A 25,547-nucleotide genomic window follows, 5' to 3' on the forward strand; every position below is an offset into this window, starting at 1 on the left:
CGCGGACCGGCCGGTGCGGGCGGCGTCCTCGGCGTCGCGGGCGAGGGCCGCGCCGCTGAAGTGTGCTTCGAGGCAGCCCCGGTTGCCGCAGGCGCAGGCGCGGCCGTCCGGTTCCACCTGGATGTGGCCGATGTCTCCGGCGCTGCCCGTCGTACCGCGGTAGACCTCGCCGCCCACCACGATGCCGCAGCCGATACCCGTACCGATCTTGACGCAGAGGAAGTCGCCCACGGAACGGGCGACGCCCGCGTGCTGCTCCCCCAGCGCCATCAGGTTCACATCGTTGTCGACCATGACGGGGCAGCCCAGTTCCTGGCTGAGCGCCTCGCGGACCGGGAAGCCGTCCCAGCCCGGCATGATCGGCGGTGCGACCGGTACGCCCTCGGGAAAGCGGACCGGTCCCGGTACGCCGATGCCGGCGCCGTCGAATCCTTCGGCGAGCCCGGAGGCCCGGAGCTTGGCCGCCAGCGACAGCACCTGCTCGAAGACCGCGACGGGCCCCTCCCGCACGTCCATCGGGTGGTTGAGGTGGCCGAGGACCTCCAGCTCCGCGTTGGTCACGGCCACATCGACGGAGGTGGCGCCGATGTCGACACCGAGGAAGCGCAGTCCGGGGGCGAGCCGGATGTTGTGCGAGCGGCGGCCACCGCGGGACGCGGCGAGCCCGTCGGCCACGACGAGTCCGGTCTCCAGGAGCCGGTCCACCTCGACGGCGAGCTTGGAACGCGAGAGGTCGACCTGATCGCCCAGCTGCGCGCGGGAGTTGGGACCCCCGTCACGCAGCAGCCGGAGCAGTCGCGCCTGGTGCGTGTTCGCGGGTCGTGCCGTCATACGTCTCACGCGTCCCTCCCCGCCACATCGGCCAGTCCGTCGGGCTTTCGAGGGGAACGTAGCAGCGGTTTACCGGAGTGGGAAGAAGTTGCGCATGAATCCGCTCCAACTTTCTCCACACTCAGGACAAAGATGCGCGTCATGGAAGACGCATCCGGTTCGGTGTCCGGTCAGCACAGGGAAAAGGCCGGGGCTTTCCGCCCCGGCCTCCGCCCCGACGACTGTCAGGTCCGTTCGCGGCTGCGATACGTCCGGCGGGTGTGCTCGGTGTGCGCCCGCATGACCTCGGTGGCCCGCTGCTCGTCCCCGGAGGCGCTCGCCACGATCAGCTCGCGGTGCTCGGTCCAGGACCGGGTCCCGCGCCGGCGGGCCACCGGCGTGCGGTACCAGCGGACCCGGCGGTCCACCTGGGTGGCGAGCTCGGACAGCACGACGTCGCCGGCCAGCTCCATGACCTCGGCGTGGAATGCGGCGTTGGTGGCGACGGTGAGGTCCACGTCCTCGGCGGCGGCCACCCGCTCCCCCTCGGAGCACAGCTCCTCCAGCTCCTCGCTGCCCGGCCGGCCGGTGTGGGCGGCGGCCGGCCGGGCCGCCCCGGCCTCGGCCTCCAGCAGGGTGCGGACCGAGAGCAGCTGGTCCGCCTCCTCCCCGGTCGGCCCATGGACGAACGCGCTCTGCGCGGGACGCAGATCGGCCCAGCCCTCGGTGTTCAGCCGCTGGGGCGCCCCGTGGACGCGCTCGCGCAACGGCCCCGGCCGCTCCAGCTTCGGCACCGTTCCCTGCGGCAGGCCTGCGGACGACATCGCGGTCCCTCTCCGGGCGCCGGGTAATTGCCTGCCGTCCACGGTCCGCCGAGCACGATGTCACGCCGAGGGGCCTCAGGGGCAGCGGATCACCTGACCCGCATACGAAAGATTCCCGCCGAAGCCGAAGAGCAGGGCCGGCGCACCGCTCTCGACCTCGCCCCGCTCCAGCAGTTTGGACAGGGCCATCGGGATCGACGCGGCCGAGGTGTTGCCGGAGTCCACCACGTCCCGGGCGATGACCGCGTTGACCGCGCCGATCTTCCGGGCGACGGGTTCGATGATCCTCAGATTGGCCTGGTGCAGCACCACCGCAGCGAGGTCTTCCGGTGTGACACCGGCCCGTTCGCAGACCCGGCGGGCGATCGGCGGCAGCTGCGTGGTGGCCCAGCGGTAGACGGACTGCCCCTCCTGCGCGAACCGCGGGGGCGTGCCCTCGATGCGTACGGCGTTGCCCATCTCCGGCACCGAACCCCACAGGACGGGGCCGATCCCGGGCCTGCCGCCCGCGTCGGGGTCGACGGTGACGACGGCGGCCCCCGCGCCGTCACCCATCAGGACACAGGTGGAGCGGTCCGTCCAGTCGACGATGTCGCCCATCTTGTCGGCACCGATGACGAGAGCCCGGGTGGCCGCCCCCGCCCGGAGGGCGTGGTCGGCGGTGGCCAGCGCGTGGGTGAATCCGGAGCAGACCACATTGATGTCCATCACGGCCGGCGAGCCCATGCCCAGGCGCGCGGCGACCCGGGCGGACATGCTCGGCGAGCGGTCGACGGCCGTGGAGGTGGCGACGAGGACCATGTCGATGTCCGCGGCCTGCAGTCCGGCCGACGCGAGCGCCTTGGCCGCGGCGTGCGCGGCCATCTCGTCCACGGATTCGCCCGGGGCGCCCACGTGCCGGGTCCTGATGCCCACCCGGCTGGTGATCCACTCGTCGCTGGTGTCGACCATGGCCGCCAGATCGTCGTTGGTGAGGACCTTGGCAGGCTGATAGTGGCCGAGCGCCACGACACGTGAGCCGGTCATGTACGGGTTCCCCTCGCTACGTTTGGCAGGAACCATCCAGTCTTGGTTGCTACCGATCGGTACAGGGGCACGTAACCCGACAGGAATACCGGTCCGGGCTTGGAGCGTCTCGAACAGTTTCCCGGGAACTCGTGCGGACACCCCGACGGCCCCACCGGATTCGCGACGGGCGAGGCACTCGCTGTCACGAGTGTTGACCCTCCCCGAAGAACGCCTGCCGGTGGGCGTGGCCGAGGCCGGGGACTCCCACGTGGATCAAGGAGTACGAGGCGGAGCCCGGACGCTTCGGCGAGGACGCTCCCCGGATGAACGAGCAGCCGAAGATCGGCAACGACCTGTACGTCCGCGACCACGACGAACGCGTCCTCTGCCACAAGTGCGTCGATGCCTGCGGCGAGCAGTGGCAGAACACCTTCGCCATCGCCGTCGCGGGACGCGGTTTCGACGCCCGCGTCTCCACCGGGCACGGCGCCGCGCTCCCCGACCCGGCCTGTGTGTTCTGCGGGAACCCCATCGGGGTGGGCCCGGCCGGCGCACTCCCGTTCAGCACGGAATTCGGCATGCGGGCGGCGAGGGCGTGGGACGAGCCCGCGCAGACGCGGACCACGACCGTCCGCGCCTCCTGCGGGGCGGGCCGCGACGTGACGCTCCAGGCGCGGGACAACGAGATCGCCAAGGTCACCTCGCCGCACACCGGTCCGGCGCCCCATGGCAACCTCTGTATCAAGGGCCGTTTCGGCTACCGACACGTACAGAATCGGGATTGAGGGCCATGGGACGGGTCACCGAGCGTCGCCGCACCATCCGCATCCGGGACGGAGTGGTCACGACCCGCCCCGACACCCTGGTCGCCGAGGAGCCCCTGGAGATCCGGCTGAACGGCAGGCCGCTCGCCATCACCATGCGCACCCCGGGCGACGACTTCGCGCTCGCGGCGGGCTTCCTGGTGAGCGAGGGCGTGATCGGTGAGGGTTCCGAGGTGCAGTCGATCGTGTACTGCGCCGGGGCGACGGCCGACGGCGTGAACACGTACAACGTGGTGGACGTGAAGCTCGCGCCCGGCGTCGTGGTCCCCGAGATCACTCTGGAGCGCAACGTCTACACCACCTCGTCCTGCGGGCTGTGCGGCAAGGCGAGTCTCGACGCGGTCCGTACCACGACCCGCCATCCCGTCGCCGACACTCCCCCGGTCCGGGTGACGCCCGCGCTGCTGGCCGCCCTCCCCGACCGGTTGCGTGAGGCGCAGCGGGTGTTCGACCGGACCGGGGGCCTGCACGCCGCCGCCCTGTTCTCGCCGGAGGGCGAGCTGCTGGACATCCGCGAGGACGTGGGCCGCCACAACGCGGTCGACAAACTCGTGGGGCGCGCCCTCACCGACGACCGCCTGCCGCTCTCGCAGGCGGTCCTGCTGGTGTCAGGGCGCGCCTCCTTCGAACTGGCGCAGAAGGCGGTGATGGCGGGGATCCCCGTGCTCGCGGCGGTCTCGGCGCCGTCGTCGCTGGCCGTGGACCTCGCGGCCGAGAGCGGACTGACCCTCGTCGGCTTCCTGCGGGGCCAGTCCATGAACGTGTACGCGGGTGACCACCGCATCACCCTCGATGCGGCGGTGGGTCGGGGCTGAACGGACCCACCCGCCGCACGGGGCAGGGGTCCGGCCGGCGGGGAGCGCCCCCTGCGCCGGCCGGGCCCTCTCCTGCGTGACGCGTCCGGCCGGCGGCTCAGGCGCCCACCGCGCCGTCCTTCACCGCGGACACGGACGAGGACCATCCGTCCGCCGCGAAGGCAGCCGTGGGGCCGTGGGGCACTTGCCGTCGCGCACCGCATCGTAGGCGAGTGCGGACCTGAGCGCACTCGTCGCCGCGGCCCGCGCGGGTCTGGGGGTGATGGCGCACACCCGGGGGCTCATCCCACCGGGACTCGTGCCGGTGCCGTCACGGGCGGGTCTGCCGGAGCTCGGGGATGTGGATTTCGTGCTGCTGCACGGGCGCCGCCGGGACAGTGCCCAGGAGGCGGCGGACGCCCTCGCGGCGGCGATCCTGGCGGGCGGGGGCCGCCTCCACCGGGTCCCGGTCGTGCCGCCCCCCGCCGATCCGCCGTAAGTGCCGCGTACAGATTCGGTGGAGATTCCCGCCCGAGCTACTTACTCCACGGTCAGAAGTCTGCCCGAGCCTTGCCCATCTGGCCCGATTTCTACGGTGGGGCCGACCAGATGCCACGTTTTCCGGAGACTTCGGACCCTCCTGCGGCCTCCGGCGGTGAGGTAGCGTCGCGGCGCCGTGCGGAGCGCCACAAGGAGCAGGTCATTGCGCGAATTCACTGTCCCCCCCATGGCCGCTGCCCCTCAAGTCGGTGGTCTTGCCGATACCGTCTTCGACTTCGCCGAGGAAGATCCCCATCGGACGGCCCTCGGCCGCAAGGACGCGCAGGGGCAGTGGTACGACGTGTCGGCCGCCACCTTCCGCGACGAGGTGCTCGCTCTCGCCAAGGGGCTGATCGCACACGGCATCAGGTTCGGCGACCGGGTCGCCCTGATGTCCCGTACGCGCTACGAGTGGACGCTCTTCGACTTCGCGCTCTGGGCGGTGGGCGCCCAGTCCGTGCCCGTCTATCCGACCTCGTCGGCCGAGCAGGTCCTGTGGATGCTGCACGACGCCGAGGTCGCGGCCGTCATGGTCGAGCACGAGGACCACGCCATGACGATCGGTTCGGTGATCGACCGGCTGCCGAATCTGCACCGGCTCTGGCAGCTGGACGCCGACGCGGTGGCCGAGCTCGTCGACGCCGGGACGCTGATCGACGAGGAGGTCGTGCACCGGCACCGCCGCGCGGTGACTCCTGACTCCGTGGCGACCGTGATCTACACCTCCGGCACGACGGGCCGCCCCAAGGGCTGTGTGATCACCCACGCCCACTTCATGTTCGAGGCCGACACGATGGTCGGCCGCTGGCGCCCGGTGTTCCTCTCCGAGCCCGGCGAGGAGACGGCGACGCTGCTCTTCCTGCCGCTCGCCCATGTCTTCGGCCGCATGGTGGAGATCGCGGCGCTGCGCGGCCGGGTCAAACTGGGCCACCAGCCGGAGCTGTCCGCGAAGGCACTGATGCCGGACCTGGTGTCGTTCCGGCCCACCTTCATCCTGGCGGTGCCGTACATCTTCGAGAAGGTCTTCAACGGCGCGCGGCGCAAGGCGGAGGCCGAGGGCCGCCTCGGAGCGTTCGACAAGGCCGTGGAGATCGCGGTGAAGTACGCGGAGGCGATGGAGGAGCGGGCCTTCGGGACCGGCACCGGGCCGTCCGCCGGGCTGCGGATGCAGCACCAGTTCTTCGACAAGGTCGTCTACCGCAAGCTCCGGGAGGCGATGGGCGGCCGGGTGCGGCACGCCATGACGGGCGGCTCCGGCATGGACCGGCAGCTCGGGCTGTTCTTCGCCGGGGCGGGCGTCACGGTCTACGAGGGCTACGGACTCACCGAGACGACCGCCGCCACCACGGCCAATCCGCCCGAGCGCACCCGCTACGGCACCGTCGGCCGGCCGATCCCCGGGACCTCGGTGCACATCGCCCGGGACGGTGAGATCTGGGTGCACGGCGCCCATGTGTTCTCCGGGTATCTGGGTCAGCCCAAGGCCACGGACGCCGTACTGCACGACGGATGGCTGGCCACCGGCGACCTCGGAGCGCTCGACGAGGACGGTTATCTGACCATCACCGGGCGCAAGAAGGAGATCCTGGTGACCTCCGGGGGCAAGAGCGTGGCCCCCACCGGCCTGGAGGAGCGGGTGCGCGCGCACCCGCTGGTCGCGCAGTGCATCGTCGTCGGCAACGACCGGCCCTACATCGCGGCGCTGGTCACCGTGGACCACGAGGCGGTGGAGCACTGGCTCGCCATGCAGGGCCGCACGCCGATGCGTGCCGCGGACCTGGTGCGCGACCCCGACCTGGAGATGGAGGTGCGCCGCGCGGTGGTGGCCGCGAACACCGCGGTCTCCCAGGCGGAGTCCATCCGCACCTTCCGCATCCTGGCGCACCAGTTCACCGAGGAGCACGGCCTGCTGACCCCTTCCCTCAAGTTGAAGCGGAAGGCGATCGAGACGGCGTACGCGGCCGAGGTCGACGCCCTGTACCGCTGAGCCCCGGCGGCCGCCCATGACGGGGCGCCAGGTGAACATTCTTCCGTTTCTCCGGGTCCGGGCAGGCGGGAATGGTTAGGCTTCCGTGTTCGTTCTCCCAGGGAGTACCAACCGACGACGTAAGGATCGACTGCTCGTGAGCCAGGTCCCCACCATCACCCTCAACAACGGCCTCGAGATGCCGCAGCTCGGCTTCGGTGTCTGGCAGGTGCCGGACGACGAGGCCACTACGGCCGTGACCACGGCTCTGGAGGCCGGGTACCGGAGCATCGACACCGCCGCGATCTACGGCAACGAGGCGGGCACGGGAAAGGCCGTCGCCGCCTCCGGCATCGCCCGTGAGGAACTGTTCGTCACCACCAAGCTGTGGAACTCCGAGCAGGGACACGACTCGACGCTCCGCGCCTTCGACGCGTCGCTGGACAAGCTGGGTCTGGACTACGTCGACCTGTATCTGATCCACTGGCCGGTGCCGGCCAAGGACGCCTACGTCGACACGTACAAGGCCTTCGAGCGGATCCTCGCCGACGGCCGCGCGAAGGCCATCGGTGTGTCCAACTTCCACCCGGAGCACCTGGAGCGCCTGCTGGGCGAGACCTCCGTCGTTCCCGCGGTCAACCAGATCGAGCTGCACCCGCAGCTCCAGCAGGCGAAGTCCCGCGCCTTCCACGCCGAGCACGGCATCGTCACCGAGGCCTGGTCGCCGCTCGGCTCGGGCAAGGGCCTCCTGGAGGTCCCGACGGTCGTCGCCGTCGCGCGCAAGCACGGCCGGACGCCGGCCCAGGCGGTGCTCCGCTGGCACCTCCAGACCGGCCACGTGGTGATCCCCAAGTCCGTGACCCCGTCACGGATCGCGGAGAACATCGACGTCTTCGGCTTCGAGCTGGACGCCGACGACCTGGCCGCCTTCGCCGCGCTCGACGAGGGCAAGCGCCTGGGCGCCGACCCGGCCGAATTCAACCTCGGCGCCTGATCCCGTCACGCCCCCGGCGGCGCCCCCACCACTGTGCGCACGGTGGGGGCGCCGCTGTGTGTCCCGGCCACGAGCACCGGGCGGGTGCCGGGTGGCCGCCGGGCCGTGTGCCCGGCAGGCACCGGACCGAGGGCCCGGGCCGGGGCCCCGCTTCCCGGAAGCCGTCGCACCGGCGGAGTGCGTCAGGTCCTGCGCTCAGCCCGCATCCGTCAGACTCCGCAGGAACCTGGCCGCCACCGGCCCCGCGTCGGCGCCGCCCGAACCGCCGTCCTCCAGCATCACGCACCACGCCAGGTCGCTGTCACCCTGGTAGCCGATCATCCAGGCGTGGGTGCGCGGCGGCTTCTCCTCGCCGAACTCCGCCGTCCCGGTCTTGGCGTGCGGCTGCCCGGGAATGCCTGTCAGGGCGCTGCCCGCTCCGTACGTCACCGTCGCCCGCATCATGTCGCGCAGGGCGCCGGTCACCGACGGATCGAGCTTCGCCGTCGCCTCGTGCTTCTTCTTGACGGCATCGGGCACCAGCACCGGCTGCTTGAAGGCACCCTCCTTCACCGTCGCGGCGATCGACGCCATCACCAGGGGCGAGGCCTGTACCCGGGCCTGGCCGATGGTGGACGCCGCGAGGTCGTTGTCCGACGTGCTGGCCGGGACCGATCCGTCGTACGTCGTGTCACCGACGTCCCATACGCCGCCGATCCCGAACGCCTGTGCCGCATCGTGCAGGGCGGAGCCGCCCACCTCGGCGCGGTGTTCCACGAACATGGTGTTGCAGGACTTGGCGAAGGAGTCCTTGAAGGTCGAGCCGGACGGCAGCGTGAACTGGTTCTGGTTCTCGAACCGCTGCCCGTCGACATGCGCGAACTTGGGGCACTCCACCACGTCCGAGGGTTTCATCCCCGCCTTCAGCATCGCCGCCGCCGTCACCACCTTGAACGTCGACCCGGGTGGGTACTGCCCGGCCAGCGCCCGGTTCAGACCGCCGGCCGGACGGTTGGAGACGGCCAGGACGTTCCCGGTCGAGGGCTGCACGGCCACCAGCGCCGCGTTCACCTTCAGCCCTTCCATCGCCTCGGCCGCGGCCCCCTGCACCTTCGGGTCGATGGTGGTCCTCACCGGGGTTCCGGGCTTCGCGGAGCTCTTGGTGAGGGATGCCTCCGCCTGGCCGGACTGCCGGTCGGCGACCACCACCTCACTGGTGGCCGCGCCCCCGCCACCACGCAGCTGCTTGTCGTAGCGCGCCTCCAGGCCGAAGGTCCCCTTGCCCTGTTCGTCCACCGAGCCGCGCAGCGAAGCGGCCTGCAGGTCGTCGCCGTTGGCGTCGAGCACGGCGGCACGCTCGGCGACCGTCTTCAGTGCGAGCGTCTGGCCGGGCTTCAGCTCGGGGTGGACCATCGGGGAGCCGAACTCCACGGTCCACTGCTGCGCCTTCTTGACCAGGGTCGCCTCGGAGTCGTAGGCGAAAAGGCCGACGGCGGGGATGGTGAACTTCGCGGTGTACGGGACGGTCACCTCACCCTTGTCGTTCCTCTCGCCCTCCCCCGCCGAGAGCTCCGACTTGGCCGGCTTGAGGTTGGTCATCACCGACGTCAGCAGGGACTCGGCGTTCTCCGGGGAGTCGGACAGCGCCGCCGCCTTCTGCGGCTCACCCGCCGCCCACGCGTCGAGGAACGACTGGAGCCGCTCGGTGGCCGCGGCCACCTCGGGGTCCTGCTCCGTCCCGTCCCCGGACCACGCCCGGTACCCCCACCAGCCCGCGCCCGCCGCCAGGACGACGGCCACCGCCACACCCAGCACCGGTCCTCTGCGCGGTCCGCGGCGCCCTGCGCGGCCATGACGTGCCATCTGCTGCAACGTGGGGTCCGACACTTGGCGTTCTCTCCTCGTCTGCTGCGGCTGCCTCTTCCGCGACCGGACTGTCTCCGATCACCTGTCCGACACGCTAACCGCTGTCCCCGGGCACCGGGCCACCACGAAGAGCGTCAGGAGAGTGAGCCGAGAGCGGTCGGGCGGCTGCGGCACGACGGCCGGGCCGGTGGCGCTCCCCCCGTCGGGGAGCGCCACCGGCCCGTCTGCCTGCGGGAAGGGCAGGGTCAGCCGCGCGGGGTGAAGGAGACCACGTCGCCCGCGCGCTCACCGCCGGAGAGCTGTCCGAAGCGGTCGGTGCGGATGTAGACGCGGTGCAGCCACCGGTCCGCCCCGTCCCAGCGCGGCGTGAACGGCGTACGGGCGTGCGTCGTGCGGAAGTTGTCGACGATCAGGACATCGCCGGGAATCAGGTGCACGGCCTCGGTGACCTCGTCCAGCGCCTTGGACAGCGCCTCCACGGCCTCGACGTCCCGGGGGTCCTCCGGTGCCAGCAGCTCCCGGTCGTAGCCGAGCAGCGGGTCGGAGGGGTCGCCGTAGAGCGGCTTCACCTGGGCGATCGCACCCGGGTCCTCGACGCCGCCGCGGAAGGCGACGTCGACGCAGCAGGGCATCTTGCGGTCGAAGAGGTGGCTGCGGAAGCCCTCCGGGACCAGCGGCAGCGCCTTGCGGACCGAACCGACCAGGGTCGCGGCCTTGCGTTCGTGGTCGGCACGGGAGCAGGCGAGCATCACGTAGTTGGGCTGGAGCTGGTGGTACGCCATCTCCGTGTGGAATTCCAGCAGGGTCTCGGAGGTCTCCGAGGAGAGGTGGTGGGCGCCGGGCGAGGGGTACACGTCGTGGTAGACGGTGCCGCTGCGCAGCTCCTGGTATCCGGTGTGCAGGCCGAGCCGGCGGCCGACGATGCCGAGCATCGCCTCCATGGTGAGCAGCGGGCGCTCCACCGGCGCGGGGGTGGACTCGGGGGTGCGCGGCAGCTGGTCCTGCGGTTCGACGGGCAGCCCGCGCAGCAGGAGGTAGCCGTCCTCGTTGCCGGAGGCGTTGAAGGCGTCGAGCGCCTCGGCGATCGGGGCCGGGAGGTCGCCGGACGCCTCCTTCGCTGCCTCCAGGAAGGCCGGGAGGTCCGCGCGGGGCACCGCGGGCAGGCGCGAGGCGAGTTCCAGGAGTTCGTCGCGGAGTTCGGAGCAGTCGATGACGGTCACGCGTCGTTCCTTCCTTTGATGTGAGCACGGGCGTACTGGTAGAGCAGTTCCGCGCCTATCTCTGTCGCCAGGACGGAGGTGATCCCGGCGTGGTCGTAGAGGGGTGAGACCTCCATGACGTCGAAGCCCACCGGCCGCAGCTCGCCCACGCAGCGCAGCAGGGCCAGGACCTCGCGGGAGGACAGCCCTCCGGGGGCGGGGGTCCCCGTCCCCGGGGCGAAGGCCGGGTCGGCCACGTCGACGTCGACCGAAACGTAGACGGGCCGGTCGCCGATCAGTTCCTTGACGAGTGCGTGCACCCCGGCGACGCCGGTCTCGACGAACTCGTCCGTGGTGACGATGCGCACGCCCTTTCCGCGGGCGTAGTCCAGCGAGTCCGGCCGGGGGTTGTGGCCCCGGATGCCGATCTGCACGGTGCGCTCGGGGTCGATGAGACCCTCGTCGATGCCGTGGCGGAAGGGGGTCCCGTGGTGGAACTCGCCGCCGTAGAAAGCGGGGTTGGTGTCGGAGTGCGCGTCGAGGTGGACCACGGCGACGGGGCCGTGCTGTTCGGCCACGGCACGCAGGGCGGCCAGGGTGAGGGAGTGGTCGCCGCCGAGCATCAGGAAGGCGGCGTTGTTCTGGAGGAGCCCGCGCAGATGGCGGTGGGCCGTCTCCATCGCGATGTGCATGTTGAACGGGGTGAGGTCGATGTCCCCGGCGTCCACGCAGTCGATGAGTTCGAAGGTGCCGGGTCCCCGGTCGATGCCGACCCCGTGGATCAGGCCGGATTCGCTGCGGATGGCGCGCGGGCCGAAGCGGGCCCCCGGCCGGTAGCTGGTCCCCCCGTCGTAGGGGGCGCCGATGACGACGATGTCGCGGCCGGTGGGCTGCGGGTCGTGCGGCAGGCGCATGAAGGTCGGGATCTGCGCGTAGCGGGGCGAGATCGTGGTGTCGACACGTTCCACGGCGTCATCCCTCCTGTCGGACGGGCTGCGGGCGGGCGGTACGGGGCCCGGGGCGGTTCACTCGGTCTCCTTCAGCCGTGCGGCCACCTGGTGCACGGCGTCGGCGGTGCTCACCCCGGCGGGTGGCAGGCCCTCGACGACCACCCGGTCGAAGATCTCCCGCACCACCAGGGACTTGGCCCGGTGGATGTCGGTCTCCGGCACCCCGGCGTCCATCAGCAGGAGGCTGAAGGACGACGTCGTGCCCGAGCCCTCGTGGACACCGAGCTTCGGCCGGGTGACCGTCTCCTGCGGCAGCAGGGCGCTCATCGCCTCGCGCAGGACCCATTTGTCGCGGCCGTAGCGGCGTTTGAGCCCGGCCTCCAGCGGCACCAGCAGGTCCAGTACGTCGCGGTCCCAGTACGGATGGGTCGACCAGTGGCCCTGGATGCCGGAGAGCACCGGGGTCATCTCGTTGAGCCCGTCGAAGGTGGCCATGTCGAACGCCACGGCCGTGTCCAGCTGGGGCAGCCGGTCCTCACGGTGCATGCCGGCGAGCGGGATGTCGGCCCCGTAGCCGGTGAGGATGCGGCGGGCGGGCCCGTCCAGGGCCCGGTACAGGGCGGTGAGCGGCAGCAGGTACTCGATGATGTCCGGGTCGACGGACTCGGACGCCCAGATCGCGTACGGGAGCTGGCCGAGCAGGTCCGCCGTGGGCACGGTGATCTCCCGGTGGGCGGAGCCGAGATGGGTGGCGACCACACGTGCCTCGGCGAACTCGTCCGAGGTGTCGGTGCCCATGGACAAGGTGTCCAACGGGCCGTCGGTGTGCGCGGCGGCGAGCGCCGCGACGCCGGAAGAATCGATTCCTCCGGAGAGCACCACCAGCGGGGTGGTGCCGCCCGTGCGGGCCATGACGGCCCGCTCCAGCGTCTCGCGCACGGCGGCGGCCGCGTCGGCCTCGGGCAGGACCCGCCGTGACACCGGCGGGATCCAGGTCCGTGAGGGCACGGCGGTGCCGGTACGGACGTCGATGTCCAGCACCGTGCCGGCGGGCACCTGGTGGACGCCCGGCACCCGGCGCACCCTGCGCGCCTCGGCGACGGGCCGCCCGGACGGCGGGGCCTGCACCGTCGCCGGGACGAGGGCCTTGATCTCGGTGGCGGCGAGGACACGGCCGGGCGCCGTGAGGGTGTAGAGGGGGACGGAGCCCGCGTGATCGGTGGCCAGGAGAACCCGGTCGCCGAGGGCCGCGGCCGCCGCGAACCGGCCGTTGAGCAACCGGAAGGCGTGCAGGTCGTAGACGCCCAGCAGGGCGAGCAGCAGTTGCGCGTCCGTGCGGACACCGGTGCCCGCCGGGAGGAGGGTGAGCAGTTCCTCCCGGTTGTAGAGCTCGCCGGCCAGGACGAGCGCCGTGTCCCCTGAGCGGGCCATGGCGTCCCCGGCCGAACCCGAGTGCACGAGTACGGCGTTCAGGGTCTGGGTACGGAGGGCTTCGGCCACGGTTTCGTGGGCGCCCCGGGTGGCGAAGACCGGACCGGGGGCCCGGTCCCCGCCCTGCTGGGCGGAGACCAGGAACCCCGTGGCCGCGGGGAATGTGTGCGCCATGATCAGATGCTCAGGGCACCGAAGCCGCCGGAGGTGAAGTCGTAGTTCACCGGGACCTCGATCAGGAACGGGCGGCCGAGACCGGCTCCCTTGCGCAGGGCTGCGAGCAGGTCCTCGCGGGAGTTGGCCTTGACGGCTTCGACGCCGTTGGCGCGGGCGAGTTCGGTGAAGTCGACCCCGGTGAACTTGACGGCCGGGTCGTGCGAGCGCTGGTGGCCGAGGTTCTGGTAGAGCTCGATCAGCCCGTTGGTGTCGTTGTTGACGACGACCGTCACGATGGGCAGGTTGAGCCGGGCGATGGTCTCCAGGTCGGCGCTGTTGGAGTGGAAGCCGCCGTCGCCCGCGATGAGGAAGGTGGGCTGGCCGGGCCGGGCCATCTGGGCGCCGATCGCCGCGGGGATGCCGTAGCCGAAGCTGGAGCAGCCGGCCGAGGTGAGGAAGCCGAAGGGCTGGTCGGCGCGGGCGAAGAGCACCCCGTAGTGCCGGAAGAAGCCGATGTCGGAGACGATCGTGCCCTCTCCGGCGGCGGCGGTCTCCTCCATCACCGTGTTCATGGAGTCCATCACCTGGTGGACCCGCATGCCGTCCTCGTACTCGGTGGGGTCGGCCAGGAACTCGGCGATGCGCTCGCGCAGCGGGGCGATGTCGTGCGGGGTCTTCTTGGCGAGGTCCGCGGTGGCCGTGTCCAGGTGCTCGACGAAGGCCAGCACGTCGGTGACGACGTCGACGTCCGGGCGGTAGACCCGGGGGATCGGGTTGACGGTCGGGGAGACGCGGACGGTCTTCTTCTCGCCACCGCGGGTCCACATCGAGGGGCGCAGGTCCTCGGCGTAGTCGTAGCCGAGGGTCAGGATGACATCGGCCGGGCCGAAGAGGGTCTCCAGGGCCGGGAAGGACAGGATGCCGTCCATGTACCCGGTGACGGCACCGTAGTTGAGGTGGTGACCGTGCGGCAGGACGCCCTTGGCGATGTACGTGGTGATGACGGGGACGTCCAGGCGCTCGGCCAGGGCCCGGATCGCGGGGACCGCGCCGGAGCGGATGGCCGCCGCGCCGACGACGAACACCGGGTGCTCCGCGCCGGCGAGCAGGGCCGCGGCCTCGTCGGCGGTGGTCTCCCAGCCCGCCTGGACGGCGCCGACGGGCTTGGTGGGGGTGTGCGCGGCAGGGTGGGTGACCGAGGCGTCCACGTCGGTGCCGAGCAGGTCGACGGGGAGGGAGATGAAGCTGGGACCGACGGGCTCGGTCATCGCCGCGGCGACGGCGGAGTCCACCAGGTCGGTGATCTCGTCCGGGCGCTGGAGCTCGACGGCGTACTTCGTCATGGGGCGCATGACGGAGACGGAGTCCAGGCACTGGTGGGTGTCGTTGGGGAAGATGTCGTGCGACTCGGACTGAGCGGCCAGTGCGATGACGGGCGAGCGGTCCAGGATCGAGGTCGCCACGCCGGTGGCGAGGTTCGTCATGCCGGGGCCGAGCGTGGCCCAGCAGGCCTGCGGCCGGCCGGTGATGCGGGCCAGGACGTCGGCGGCCACGCCGGCGGTGAACTCGTGCCGGGTGAGGACGAAGTCGATTCCCGGCGCCTCGTCGAAGAGGATGGAGGCGGCTTCGCGGCCTACGACACCGAAGACCGTCTCCACACCGTGCTCGTGGAGACGCTTGAGCAGGGCGTGGGCGGCCGTCGGGTTGCCACTGGGCTTGGTCGAAACACGGGACATACGGCGTCGTCTCCAGGATGTCGACGGGAAGCGGATTGCCGTCACCGTGCCGGTGGGCTCTCTCCACCGCCTCTCCAGCTCCTATCCGACCGCGCTGTAGTGCGCTTCGAGACGCTCCGAGCCGGTTCAGGGCTTGCACCCGGGCCGACCATGATGAATGAATAGGCATACGAGTAAACGCATAAATCTATCGCAGAAGGAAGAAGGCGATCATGACCGGTACGACCACCCGGGAGCCCGCCGGGTTCGTGGTGCACACCGCTCCGGTGGGGCTCTCCGACGACGGGCGGGACGACTTCACGGTGCTGGCCTCGACCGTGCCCGCACAGGTCAGCGCGGTGTTCACCAAGTCCCGCTTCTCCGGCCCGAGCGTGGTGCTCAGCCGGGCGGCGGTGGCCGACGGGCGGGCGCGCGGGGTGGTCGTCCTCGCCCGGAACGCCAATGTCGCCACCGGCCCGGAGGGCGAGAGCAACGCCCGCGAGGTGCGGGACGCGGTAGCCGCAGCCACCGGGCTCCCCGAGGACGAGCTGCTGATCGCCTCCACCGGGGTGATCGGCCTCCAGTACCCCATGGAGCAGATCCGCGCGCACGTCAAGGCGCTCTCCTGGCCCTTTCCCGAGGGCGGCTTCGACCGTGCGGCCCGGGCCATCATGACGACCGACACCCGTCCCAAGGAGGTCAGGGTGCGATGCGGCGGGGCGACCCTGGTCGGCATCGCCAAGGGCGTGGGAATGCTGGAGCCCGACATGGCGACCCTGCTGACCTTCTTCGCCACCGACGCCCGGCTGCCGCAGGACGCGCAGGACCGGATCTTCCGGAGCGTCATGGACCGCACCTTCAACGCGGTGTCCATCGACACCGACACCTCGACCAGCGACACGGCGGTGCTCTTCGCCAACGGGCTGGCCGGCGACGTGGACCTCGCGGAGTTCGAGGAGGCGCTGCACGAGGTGGCGCTCGCCCTGGTGAAGAACATCGCCTCCGACGGCGAGGGGGCGAGCAAGCTCATCGAGGTGCGGGTCACCGGGGCCCGGGACACGGCACAGGCCAAGCGTGTGGGCAAGACGGTGGTCAACTCGCCGCTGGTCAAGACCGCCGTGCACGGCAGCGACCCCAACTGGGGCCGGGTGACGATGGCGATCGGCAAGTGCACCGAGGACACCGACATCCTGCAGGAGAACGTCACGGTCCGCTTCGGCGGGACCCTGGTCTACCCCCAGCGCACCGACGGCCCCGGTGACGCCGAGCTGCGCGCCGAGGTCGCCGAGCACATGCGCGGCAGCGAGGTCCTGATCGGTATCGGACTGGGCATCGGGGACGGCGAGTTCACCGTCTACGGCTGCGACCTGACGGAGGGGTACGTCCGGCTGAACTCCGAGTACACCACCTGATCCGCCACGCCCGGCCTCGCCGTTGACTCAAATGTGCCGCCTCACCGCACCCTCTCCGTAGGGTGACGGGTGATCAGCACACAGTGAACGAGGTGGCACATGGGTCAGTCGCGAAGGTCGGTCCTCCAGCGTGCGTTGGGCACCGGAGCGGCGGGACTGCTGGCCGGCGGTGCCGCCCCGCCTCCGGCCGCACTCCCCCGCCGGATGCCGAAGGGCACCGCGCTCGGCCTGCGCTGGCTGGGCGTGGCCGGCTGGGAGCTGTCCTTCGCGGGCCGCAGCGTGCTCTTCGACCCGTATCTGAGCCGGATGCCGTACACCGACGGGAGCGGCGCCCTCGACCCGGCGCTGCCGCTGCGCCTGGACCCGGAAGCAGTGGAGCACGTGGCGGAGAAGGGGCTGACCGGGGTGCCTGAGCTGATCCTGATCAGCCACGGGCACTTCGACCATCTCGCCGATGTGCCGCACCTGCTGTCCCGGCCGGGCTGGAGCCGTCGGCGCGTCCGGACGCTCTGCGACACCACGTCGCGTCACCTGCTGGCCGCGATGGGCACCCCCGCGGACCGCATGGCGGACGTGGTGGCGGTGAGCGGGGGCGACCATCTCCAGTTCGACGGTTACAGCGTGGAGGTGTTCCGCAGTCTGCACAGCAGGCAGCAGGACTACATGTCCTTCGCCCCCGGGACGCGGGACGCCGCCCCCGCGCGCCCCCGGACCCTGGGCGATCTGGTGGAGGGGCAGACACTGGCCTTCCAGGTGTCCGTGGAAGGAGGGCCGTCCGTGCTGCTGACCGGCACCAGCAACGTCGCGGAGCGGGAGCTGGCCGGCGCGCGGCCCGATGTGGCGGTGATCGGGATGAGCGGTCACGCCGCCGTCCACGGCTACCCGGACCGGCTGCTGGCCGCGCTCGGGTCACCACCGGGAGTACTCCTGCCCTGTCACCATGACGACATGGTGACCCCGCTGGGCGACTCCGGAGTCTTCCGCACCGCGTCCCCGGACGCGGTGACGGCGCTGGCGCAGGCTGCCGGGCGCCGGGCACCGGGCGGCGACACGCGCGTGCTGGCGCCCCGGCATCTGGAACTGCTCGACATCACGGGACTCCAGTGACCCGAACCCGCCCCCCGGCGGACGGAAACCACGGAGCCCGAAGTCCTCGGAACAGCCGGATCCCGGAGTCCCGCATCCTCCGGAATGCCCGAAGCTGTCCGCCCACGGGCCTCCGGATGCCCGAAGCCGTCCGCCCCTGGGCCTCCGGATGCCCGTTTCGGGTGCTCACCGGCTCCGCCGCACGATCTTCTCAGCGTACGATTTCCGCCATCACTGGATTAGACCATTGAGGCGGCACCCTCACGGACCAGGAAAACGCGCTGAGTGACCACACTCTTTGCACACGTCCTCCACGATGGAAGCGCACCCTCCGCCCGGGGGCGAGATTCCGGGGGCGCGGCTCGCCAAGCAAGATCGTTTGGCATATGCCTCGTTGATTACTCCACGCAGTCCGCGCTCGCGCCCGCCAGGCGCCCCGCCCCCGCGCACGCCGTCCAGGAGTTTTCCCGTGCCCGCTTTCCACCCTCCCCGGCACGACGGTTTTCAGCCTCCCGGCGTCACGTCTCGTTGACGCAGCAAGGTTGGCTGATTACTGTCCCGAATCGATAGGGCCTGGGGGAGAGCCCGCTACGCGCGTAGTGGCCGAAGCCGGGACAACTGCATTCCTTCGTCGACCAGCGCATCCCAAGACATTACGTGCGATAATCCAGCAGCCCATGGCGGAGAAATTCAGCCATGGAGAGGCAGAAACGGGAAACCCCTATGACTGGCGTGCAGATTCGCATATTGGGTCCGATTGCCATGCTCTCCCGGAACACACCGGTCCCCCTCGCCGGACAGCGGCAATTGCGGGTTCTCACCGCCCTCGCACTTGTGTCGGGCAGAGCCGTCAGTACGCCCGAACTCATCACCCACCTCTGGGGCGAACGGCCGCCCCGTACCGCTCCCGGCCAGTTGCAGACCAGTGTGTGGATGATCCGCCGCTCACTGGCCATGGTCGGCGCACCGCAGGAAACCATCCTGTCGACGGCTTCCGGTTACCAACTGGACTCCGCCCACTGCGAGATCGACAGCGACATCTTCCGGCGGAACGTCGCCACGGCGAAGAAGCTGATACGCGCCGGCCTGCAGGAGGAGGCACTGGAGCTCCTCAGGGAGGCACTCGCCCTCTGGCGCGGCCCGGCCCTGGCCACGATTTCGGGCAGTGTGCTGCAGACCCGTGCCGCCCGCCTTGAGGAAGAACGCATCGCCGCCCTGCAGCAGCGCATCTGCCTGGAGATAAATCTGGGCCAGTACGAGGAGGCTATCGGTGAGCTCACCGACCTCATAGCCCTTCATCCCCTGCGGGAAGAGCCGTACGCGCAATTGATGCAGGCTCTGTATCTCTGCGGCCGGCAGGCCGATGCGCTCGCCGTGTTCCGAAGAGCCCGCAACACACTGACCGACGAACTGGGAATCGACCCCGGCCCCAGACTGACCACGCTGGAGAGGGCGATCCTCCGTCAGGACGCCGACACGCTCACGGCGGTTCCGGGCATGGCCCGGTACTGACCCGCCCCGGCCTCCCCGCCGCGCTCCCCGGCAACTGTGCCGGGGAGCGCGGTGGTGCGTCACGGGCCGAACGCCGTCCAGGCGAGGGCTGCGGCGCCTCCCAGCACGATCACCTGCGCCACCGCGGTGACCCAGGCCCGCACGGCCGTCGCGATGCCACCGGAGACCAGCAGGACGGCCAGGCAGACCAGCGCGGCCCGGGAGGCCTCGCGGCCGGCCGCGGCCCGGTCCGGACTGCCCGTCAGGCCCCCGGAGACCAGCACCCCGAAGAGCAGGACGCCCAGCAGCATCCCGTCCGTCACGAGCAGCAGCAGGGCCGCTGTGATGTCACCGCGGCGGGAGGCCCTTCTCATCGCTCACCTCCGGTCACGGGCCCTCCCCGGGTGGGGAGGGCCCGTCGGGTGTCACGGGTCAAAGACCCATGCCCCCCATCGTCCGCTCCAGGGAGTCCGCGTACAGCCGGGCCCCCCCGACCTTCGGGTGGAAGGACTGCGCGGAGGCTCCGAGTTCCAGGATCGGCCAGTCGATCTGCGGCTCGTCGCTCTCCACCAGGTCCAGCACGATGCCGTGGACCTGTTCGGGGTCACCGCAGACGGCCTTGCCCGCGAAGTTCTGGGCGGGATTGGAGAACCAGGCCTTGGTGCCGGCGGCCTTGGCGTCGTTCACGGCCCCCTGCATCTCGGTGGCGAGGGTGCTCGCCATGCTGTTCAGCCAGGGGGCCTCCCCGGTGCCGACGCCGGGGATGCACTGCCCCGACCGCTCCAGCAGCGGCGGGTAGCCCATCAGGACGATCTTGGCGTTGGGTGCCTTGGCCTGGATCTTCTTCAGGGCGTCGGTGATGGCCGGCCGCACCCGCTCCTTGGCGAGACGTTCGGCTGCCACGCCGACGGTCAGGCCCTGGTAGGCCGCATCGTCCACATGGGAGTCGTCGTCCTCGAACTTCTGGTCCTGGCACAGCGTCGGCCAGCCGATGCCACCGAAGATGCACTTCTGGATGATGTAGGCGAACCGGGCGTCGTTGCCGCCGATGGAGATGGTCACCAGCGTGGTGTTCTGGTCGAGGTAGCCCTTGGAGAGCTGGGGCAGTTCGCCGTTCTCACCGACGCTCGCGATGTTGTAGGTGCGGGCCCCGGAGCAGGCGATCAGGTGGTAGTCCATGGCCGCGGACCTGCTGTCGTCCATGGAGCCCACGGACGCCGAACGGCCCGGGATCGTGGCCTGCCTCGACCACGTCTTGGTCGAGCGGTGGCAGGCGTTGCGGGTCGAGGGGTTGCTGCTGTCGCGGTAGTTGGTCTCCTTGTAGTAGTCGACGCCCCCTGCGGCCGAGGCGCCCTCACCCGAGGAGTAGGAGTCGCCCATCGCGACGACCATGTCCTTGGGCTTGGCCGACAGCGGCTGGAAGCCGACGGCGTCCCACGCGACGTCCTCGGACCCCTTGCCGTCGGCCGCGTGCGTGGAGAGCGCGACCTTCGGGGTGGAGGTGAACTGGAAGACCCCGAGGGAGACCCACTTGTTCTCCCCGACGCGCTGCGGGTGCACCCGTACCGGGCTGGTGCTGTTGGTGCCGGAGATGGTGTACGAGGCCTGCCGGGTGTGGGCTCCGTGATCGGGCAGGTGCACCCAGACCCGGGCCCAGCCGGTCATGCCGTTGGTCAGGGTCCAGGTGCCGGTCGTGCGCATCCGGGCGCCCTCGGAGGTCGACTGGTTCCTCGTGTGGCCGAACCAGAAGTGGTTGCCGTAGCCGGCCCCGATCTGATGGGTGTCGATCTTGCCCGGGTAGTTGGCGCCGTCGGCCGTGAAGGTGAAACCGAAGGTGCCGGGCGAGGTCTTCGCCCCGCAGCTGCGCCCGGACGAGCCGGCCGGGGTGACGCCCGAGGCCACGTCGTCGATCACGTGCGTGCCGGAGGGCAGCCCGCTCGCGCACCGGGGCGGGTAGGCGTTGCCGTCGGGTTGTTCGGGATAGGTGGCGTCGAAGCGGTGCAGGGCGAATCCGCAGGCCGCCACGGACTCACAGTTCTTCCAGGTCGCCTTCTTGTTCCACCAGCAGTGCAGGAAGAACTCGTCCGCCGGGTTGTCGAGCTGGCACGCCCCGTTCTCGTTGGTGTCGTTCTCCCTGATCTTGCTGGGGTCGCAGTTGTTGGAGGTGTCGCAGAACGTTCCGATCGGCGGCTTGGCCGAGGTGCGGTAGCTCGTGTTCGTCCACCAGGCGGCCCGGTAGCCGGGCTGGAAGTCGCCCGGGGCGAACATCGCGGAGATCGGACGGGCGGCCCAGCCGATCACCTTCTCCTGGTAGGGCCAGTCCTGCGGGTGGGCGGCGTGGGAGTAGTCGTCCGCGCCGCCTGCGCTCTCCAGGAAGGGGGTGCGGTTGGCCTTCCACAGCGCGTTGGCCGGGTTGTTGGTGTAGCCGACCCCCCAGTGGCCGCCGTGCGAGCCGGCGCTCGACTGCGGGTAGAAGCCGGAGTTGTACGCCCAGAGCGCGAAGAACCAGTTCTCGATGTACTCCGGCCCGCCGTCGTTGACGGTCATCCCGGCGCTGTAGGTCTGGTTCCACTTGTCCACGAGGATGTTGACGCCCGCGGCGATGTTGGCGGTGTAGTCGAGGGCGACCGCTTCCTGCTTCTGCACGGAGAGCGCGGTCTCACCGGGCTTCTCCCGCCCGGCCTTGCGCATGCCGTCGGTCACCTGGACGATCCCGTAACCGCAGTCGGCGTCGGCCCAGTCGATGGCCCACGGGTCCGGAGCCTCACCGTCGGAACCGTGGCTGATGCCGTAGTAGTTGCCGATCAGGGAATTCGCGGTGACGCCCGGCACGGCGAAGCGCGTGGCCTGCCACATGTTGGATTCCTGCGCGGTGATGCCCAGCATCACCTGCGCGGGGATGTGGTAGCCGTCGGCCGCGTCAGGTGTTCCGTTGGGGTCACCCGCCATGGTCTTGAGGGGAAAGAGGGACTGCGGCTGGTAGGCCGACATCCCGGTGTTCTTCCAGTTCGCGGCGCGGGAGACGTGCTGGTTGAGCTTGCCGACCACGGCCTGGTCGACCGCCCACTCCACCTGGCGCGGGGTGGGCTGGAAGGCCTGCTTGCGGACGTCCCCGCGCGGCACCGAGCAGTAGCGCTCGTCCTCGACGGGGTTGGTCGGTGAAGCGGCGGCGAGCTTCGGGGTGGCCACCGCGGCGCCGCGGGTCAGCGCCGGGGAGGTGGCGAGGCCGGCCGCGGTCTTCGCGGTCGATCCGACCGTCGTGCCGGGGCGGGCGTCCAGGGTGACGGTGCGTCCGGTGTCCAGGAACTTCATCCCGGTCCGGGCGGTGCGTGCCGAAGCGGCTTCCTGGGGGGAGATCCTGGAGTCCTTGCCGTCGGCCCACGCCGTGGTGACGGCGGCCTCGCCCCGGGTGGAGAGGACCGCGTCCTTGGCCACTCCTGCGGGCATGCGCACGGACGCGGGCAGGGAGCCGGCCGCCTCGGCCTTGCCGGTGACGTACACCGTGCCGGTGCGGGCGGAGCGGGAGAGGTCGAAGCCGGTGAGCGCTCCGGTCGCCAGCCGCTGGGTGGAACCGGCGGCCCTGGCGGTGGCTCTGAAGAGCGCTGCGGGGGCACGCCGCACCTCGGCCTGCTCGGTGGCGGCCTTCGTCCTGGCGTCCTTGGCGGTGGTGCCGGGCCGGTCGATGTAGACGACCGAGCCGTCCGCCGCAGCCGTCAGCTGGAACGGGACGGCCGAGGTGCGGGCGGCGACGCGCACGTCGCCGGAGGAGGCGACCCGGACCAGACGGGCGCCCTGTGCGGCCGCGTAGCCGTCGGCGACGGGAACGGCGGAGGTGACCTGACCGGGCAGCTTCAGCGGCTTCGCCGCCTTGCCGCTCGCGGTGTCCACGCCGATGAGGCGGGTCTCGTTGCGCTCCGACCCGTCGTCGGAGAACTGCGAGAAGACCGCCTTCTCCGTGGTGCCGCAGCCGGGCGAGAAATAGCTCAGGCTGGACTGGACGGGAAGCTTGGTGACCGCGCCGGTCGTCAGGTCGACGATCGCGGTGAAGGCCCCGCGGGTCATCAGCGCGGGCTTGTTGGTGAAGGTGCGGGGCGCGTAGGTGACGGCGGCACGCTTGCCGGAGGCGGTGAGGCAGGCGTTGCCGATCCAGGTGTCGGTGTCGAAACCGGGCTCGGACAAGGTCGCCGCGGTGCGCCAGCGGTAGCCGTCCTCGGCGGCGGCGACCATGACGTGGAAGCCGGTGGCGTCACCCGATGTGGTCCAGGCGAGGTCGTCGGAGGTGCGGTAGCCGGAGCCGAGCAGGGCTGCCCGGTCATCGGCGGGTACGGCTTCGGGGAGCTCGGCGGGGCCGGGCTCGGCCGCGTCCGCCTCGTCCTTCTGGGACCACCCCTGGGCGGCTCCTTCAGGAGGGGTGGGGGACGTGGCGGTCGACACCGACGGATAGCCCGCCAGCAGTGCCGCCGCCGCGACAGTTATGACAGGTATATGCCATCTTTTTCTTCGGGACACGTTCTGTTCGCCTCTTCTCCGGACACCCGCGTCGCGCATGGGGGGAAGCGGATGTCCGCTCCGCGCGTGGGGGGACGCGAGCCAATCAGCCGGGGCTCTTCACCCCCTCTCACCCAGCTCTCCCGCTATACCGACCCGCCGTCGGCTATGCGCCCGTGCCGTCCCGCCCCGCTCCGGAGCGCGCGCACCCGCAGAATGGCGCCGGAAATCACCGCGAGAAGGGCTGGGACATGGAGACCGAACAGCCGGACACCACCGGCTTCGACGCCGCCGTCGACGGCGTGGCCGCCCCGACCGACACGCTGGGCGGGACCCTCCGCCTGGTGCGCACCGACGACTTCGACTCGCTCGACCCCGGCAACACGTACTACGCCTACACCTGGAACTTCTTGCGCCTGGTCGGCCGGACCCTGGTCACCTTCGACACCGCGCCCGGCAAGGCCGGCCAGCGGCTGGTCCCCGACCTGGCCGAATCACTCGGTGAGGCCTCGGACGGCGGGCGGACGTGGACGTACCGGCTGCGTGAGGGCCTGCGCTACGAGGACGGCACCCCCGTCGTCTCGGCGGACGTCAAGTACGCCATCGCCAGGAGCAATTACGGTACGGACGTGCTCGGCGTCGGCCCCACCTACTTCCGCCACCTGCTGGGCACCGACTACGGCGGCCCCTGGCGCGAGCCGGAGGTGGACGGCCCGCTCACCGTGGAGACCCCCGACGACCGCACCCTGGTCCTGAGGCTGACCGAGCCCTTCGCCGGCATGGACCTGCTGGCCACCATGCCGAGCACCACCCCGGTCCCCCGGGCCCGTGACACCGGCATCGGTTACCGGCTCGGTCCCGTGGCGACCGGCCCCTACCGCGTCGCCTCCTACGAGCGCGGCAAGCTCGTGGTCCTGGAGCGCAACGCCCACTGGGACCCGGCGACCGACCCCGTACGCCGGCAGCGGGCCGAGCGCATCGAGGTGCACCTGGGCAAGGATCCGCACGAGGTGGACCGGATGCTGCTCTCCGGCGAGGCGCACATCGACCTCGCGGGCTTCGGGGTCCAGCCCGCGGCCCAGGAACGCATCCTGGCCGACCCCGCGCTGCGGGCCAACGCCGACAACCCGCTGACCGGCTTCACCTGGATCTACTGCCTGTCCAGCCGGATCACCCCGTTCGACAACGTGCACTGCCGCCGTGCGGTGCAGTTCGCCACGGACAAGGCGGCCATGCAGGCGGCGTACGGAGGCCCGGTCGGCGGTGACATCGCCACCACGATCCTTCCGCCGACCATCGACGGTTACCAGCCCTTCGACCGCTACCCGGTCGGCGAGGACGGCACCGGGGACCTGGAGGCGGCCCGCGCCGAACTGGCCCTGGCCGGCATGCCGGACGGATTCCGCACGAAGATCGCGGCCCGCAAGGACCGCCTCAAGGAGTACCGGGCCGCCGAGGCGCTCTCGGCCGGGCTGGCCCGCGTCGGCATCGAGGCCGAGGTGCTGGACTTCCCGTCCGGTGACTACTTCGACCGCTACGGCGGCAGCCCCGAGTACCTGCGCGAGCACGGCATCGGCATCATCATGTTCGGGTGGGGGGCCGACTTCCCCGACGGGTACGGCTTCTTCCAGCAGATCGTCGACGGGCGCGCCATCAAGGAACGCGGCAACCAGAACATGGGTGAGCTGGACGACCCGGAGATCAATTCCCTGCTCGACCAGGGGGCCGTCAGCAGCGACCCGGCAGAACGCGCGGCCATCTGGCACCGTATCGACCGGCTGACCATGGACCACGCCGTGATCGTGCCCTACCTCTACCCGCGCTCGCTGCTCTACCGCCACCCGGACGCCCGCAACGTGCTGGTCACGGGGTCCTTCGGGATGTACGACTACGTGGCGCTCGGCGCACGCTGACACATGCCCGGGGGGCGGCCTGCGGTCCTTACCGCAGGCCGCCCCCCGTGCTGTCAGCTCCGGCCGGCGACGGCGGGCCGCGCCGCGGCGCGTTCGGGCGC

Annotated in this window: 17 protein-coding genes and 2 pseudogenes; 9 read left to right on the forward strand and 10 right to left on the reverse strand. The window is 71.0% G+C overall.

The window, feature by feature from the left end; genetic code table 11:
- The 3 genes from VN520_RS39010 to VN520_RS39020 form a co-directional block, all read right to left on the reverse strand.
- On the reverse strand, nt 1–831 hold an 831-nt coding region (locus VN520_RS39010), incomplete at its 3' end, for an ROK family transcriptional regulator (protein WP_325751698.1).
- A 224-nt stretch (nt 832–1,055) separates the two neighbouring features.
- The gene (locus VN520_RS39015; RefSeq protein WP_325751699.1) at nt 1,056–1,634 is read right to left on the reverse strand and encodes an FCD domain-containing protein; all 579 of its coding nucleotides are present in this window, start codon (nt 1,632–1,634) and stop codon (nt 1,056–1,058) included.
- A 75-nt stretch (nt 1,635–1,709) separates the two neighbouring features.
- Nucleotides 1,710–2,660 carry a beta-ketoacyl-ACP synthase III gene (locus tag VN520_RS39020; protein WP_325751700.1) on the reverse strand — a complete coding sequence of 317 codons (951 nt, stop codon included), beginning with the start codon at nt 2,658–2,660 and terminating at the stop codon, nt 1,710–1,712.
- A 157-nt stretch (nt 2,661–2,817) separates the two neighbouring features.
- On the opposite strand from VN520_RS39020, the pseudogene VN520_RS39025 reads away from it, so the two are divergent.
- From VN520_RS39025 to VN520_RS39045, 5 genes and pseudogenes are all read left to right on the forward strand, one after another.
- A pseudogene (locus VN520_RS39025) lies at nt 2,818–3,427 on the forward strand (Fe-S-binding domain-containing protein); the annotation flags it as partial.
- 5 nt (nt 3,428–3,432) lie between these two features.
- A complete protein-coding gene (fdhD, locus tag VN520_RS39030) occupies nt 3,433–4,281 on the forward strand; it encodes a formate dehydrogenase accessory sulfurtransferase FdhD (protein ID WP_325751701.1) in 849 nt (282 codons plus the stop codon).
- Nucleotides 4,282–4,492: 211 nt separating this feature from the next.
- Nucleotides 4,493–4,759: pseudogene (locus tag VN520_RS39035) on the forward strand (LysR family transcriptional regulator); the annotation flags it as partial.
- 228 nt (nt 4,760–4,987) lie between these two features.
- Nucleotides 4,988–6,787 (forward strand): AMP-dependent synthetase/ligase, encoded by a 1,800-nt coding sequence (locus tag VN520_RS39040; RefSeq protein ID WP_325751702.1) that lies wholly within the window; start codon nt 4,988–4,990, stop codon nt 6,785–6,787.
- Between the two features lie 136 nt (nt 6,788–6,923).
- Nucleotides 6,924–7,760 (forward strand): aldo/keto reductase, encoded by an 837-nt coding sequence (locus tag VN520_RS39045; protein ID WP_325751703.1) that lies wholly within the window; start codon nt 6,924–6,926, stop codon nt 7,758–7,760.
- A gap of 195 nt (nt 7,761–7,955) precedes the next feature.
- Here VN520_RS39045 and VN520_RS39050 read toward each other — a convergent pair whose 3' ends face one another.
- The 5 genes from VN520_RS39050 to VN520_RS39070 form a co-directional block, all read right to left on the reverse strand.
- Entirely contained in the window at nt 7,956–9,626 is a 1,671-nt protein-coding gene (locus VN520_RS39050) for a penicillin-binding transpeptidase domain-containing protein (protein ID WP_325751704.1), read from the reverse strand.
- A gap of 224 nt (nt 9,627–9,850) precedes the next feature.
- Nucleotides 9,851–10,825, reverse strand: coding sequence for a clavaminate synthase Cs1 (gene cs1, locus VN520_RS39055; protein WP_325751705.1), 975 nt, complete (start codon nt 10,823–10,825; stop codon nt 9,851–9,853).
- Complete coding sequence (gene speB / locus VN520_RS39060; RefSeq protein WP_325751706.1) at nt 10,822–11,772, reverse strand: agmatinase; 951 nt, start codon at nt 11,770–11,772, stop codon at nt 10,822–10,824. The genes cs1 and speB overlap by 4 nt, the downstream gene beginning before the upstream one ends.
- 57 nt (nt 11,773–11,829) lie before the next feature.
- Nucleotides 11,830–13,362 carry an asparagine synthase-related protein gene (locus tag VN520_RS39065; RefSeq protein ID WP_414720087.1) on the reverse strand — a complete coding sequence of 511 codons (1,533 nt, stop codon included), beginning with the start codon at nt 13,360–13,362 and terminating at the stop codon, nt 11,830–11,832.
- Entirely contained in the window at nt 13,362–15,077 is a 1,716-nt protein-coding gene (locus VN520_RS39070; RefSeq protein WP_325751708.1) for a thiamine pyrophosphate-binding protein, read from the reverse strand. Before VN520_RS39070 ends, VN520_RS39065 begins: the two co-directional genes overlap by 1 nt.
- A gap of 212 nt (nt 15,078–15,289) precedes the next feature.
- On the opposite strand from VN520_RS39070, the gene argJ reads away from it, so the two are divergent.
- From argJ to VN520_RS39085, 3 genes are all read left to right on the forward strand, one after another.
- Nucleotides 15,290–16,468: a bifunctional glutamate N-acetyltransferase/amino-acid acetyltransferase ArgJ gene (gene argJ / locus VN520_RS39075; protein ID WP_325751709.1), complete on the forward strand. Its 1,179-nt coding sequence runs from the start codon at nt 15,290–15,292 to the stop codon at nt 16,466–16,468.
- Nucleotides 16,469–16,567: 99 nt separating this feature from the next.
- Entirely contained in the window at nt 16,568–17,575 is a 1,008-nt protein-coding gene (locus tag VN520_RS39080; protein WP_325751710.1) for an MBL fold metallo-hydrolase, read from the forward strand.
- A 741-nt stretch (nt 17,576–18,316) separates the two neighbouring features.
- Nucleotides 18,317–19,066: an AfsR/SARP family transcriptional regulator gene (locus tag VN520_RS39085; protein WP_325751711.1), complete on the forward strand. Its 750-nt coding sequence runs from the start codon at nt 18,317–18,319 to the stop codon at nt 19,064–19,066.
- 59 nt (nt 19,067–19,125) lie between these two features.
- On the opposite strand, the gene VN520_RS39090 is transcribed toward VN520_RS39085, so the two are convergent.
- The gene (locus tag VN520_RS39090) at nt 19,126–19,419 is read right to left on the reverse strand and encodes a transporter (protein WP_325751712.1); all 294 of its coding nucleotides are present in this window, start codon (nt 19,417–19,419) and stop codon (nt 19,126–19,128) included.
- A gap of 58 nt (nt 19,420–19,477) precedes the next feature.
- Nucleotides 19,478–23,593 (reverse strand): NocE, encoded by a 4,116-nt coding sequence (locus VN520_RS39095; protein WP_414720086.1) that lies wholly within the window; start codon nt 23,591–23,593, stop codon nt 19,478–19,480.
- Between the two features lie 191 nt (nt 23,594–23,784).
- Between VN520_RS39095 and VN520_RS39100 the strand changes: the two genes are divergently transcribed.
- Complete coding sequence (locus tag VN520_RS39100) at nt 23,785–25,446, forward strand: ABC transporter substrate-binding protein (RefSeq protein WP_325751714.1); 1,662 nt, start codon at nt 23,785–23,787, stop codon at nt 25,444–25,446.
- Nucleotides 25,447–25,547: the final 101 nt, after the last annotated feature.

Origin of the sequence: Streptomyces sp. (assembly GCF_035563135.1) — a bacterium.
Classification (GTDB): Bacteria; Actinomycetota; Actinomycetes; order Streptomycetales; family Streptomycetaceae; genus Streptomyces.

Bases quoted from the DNA above. Each gene is read 5' to 3' on its own strand.
- VN520_RS39015 (WP_325751699.1), bottom strand. From the start codon at position 1,634: ATGTCGTCCGCAGGCCTGCCGCAGGGAACGGTGCCGAAGCTGGAGCGG.
- VN520_RS39020 (WP_325751700.1), bottom strand. From the start codon at position 2,660: ATGACCGGCTCACGTGTCGTGGCGCTCGGCCACTATCAGCCTGCCAAG.
- fdhD (WP_325751701.1), top strand. From the start codon at position 3,433: ATGGGACGGGTCACCGAGCGTCGCCGCACCATCCGCATCCGGGACGGA.
- VN520_RS39040 (WP_325751702.1), top strand. From the start codon at position 4,988: ATGGCCGCTGCCCCTCAAGTCGGTGGTCTTGCCGATACCGTCTTCGAC.
- VN520_RS39070 (WP_325751708.1), bottom strand. From the start codon at position 15,077: ATGTCCCGTGTTTCGACCAAGCCCAGTGGCAACCCGACGGCCGCCCAC.
- argJ (WP_325751709.1), top strand. From the start codon at position 15,290: ATGACCGGTACGACCACCCGGGAGCCCGCCGGGTTCGTGGTGCACACC.
- VN520_RS39080 (WP_325751710.1), top strand. From the start codon at position 16,568: ATGGGTCAGTCGCGAAGGTCGGTCCTCCAGCGTGCGTTGGGCACCGGA.
- VN520_RS39085 (WP_325751711.1), top strand. From the start codon at position 18,317: ATGCTCTCCCGGAACACACCGGTCCCCCTCGCCGGACAGCGGCAATTG.
- VN520_RS39090 (WP_325751712.1), bottom strand. From the start codon at position 19,419: ATGAGAAGGGCCTCCCGCCGCGGTGACATCACAGCGGCCCTGCTGCTG.
- VN520_RS39095 (WP_414720086.1), bottom strand. From the start codon at position 23,593: ATGCGCGACGCGGGTGTCCGGAGAAGAGGCGAACAGAACGTGTCCCGA.
- VN520_RS39100 (WP_325751714.1), top strand. From the start codon at position 23,785: ATGGAGACCGAACAGCCGGACACCACCGGCTTCGACGCCGCCGTCGAC.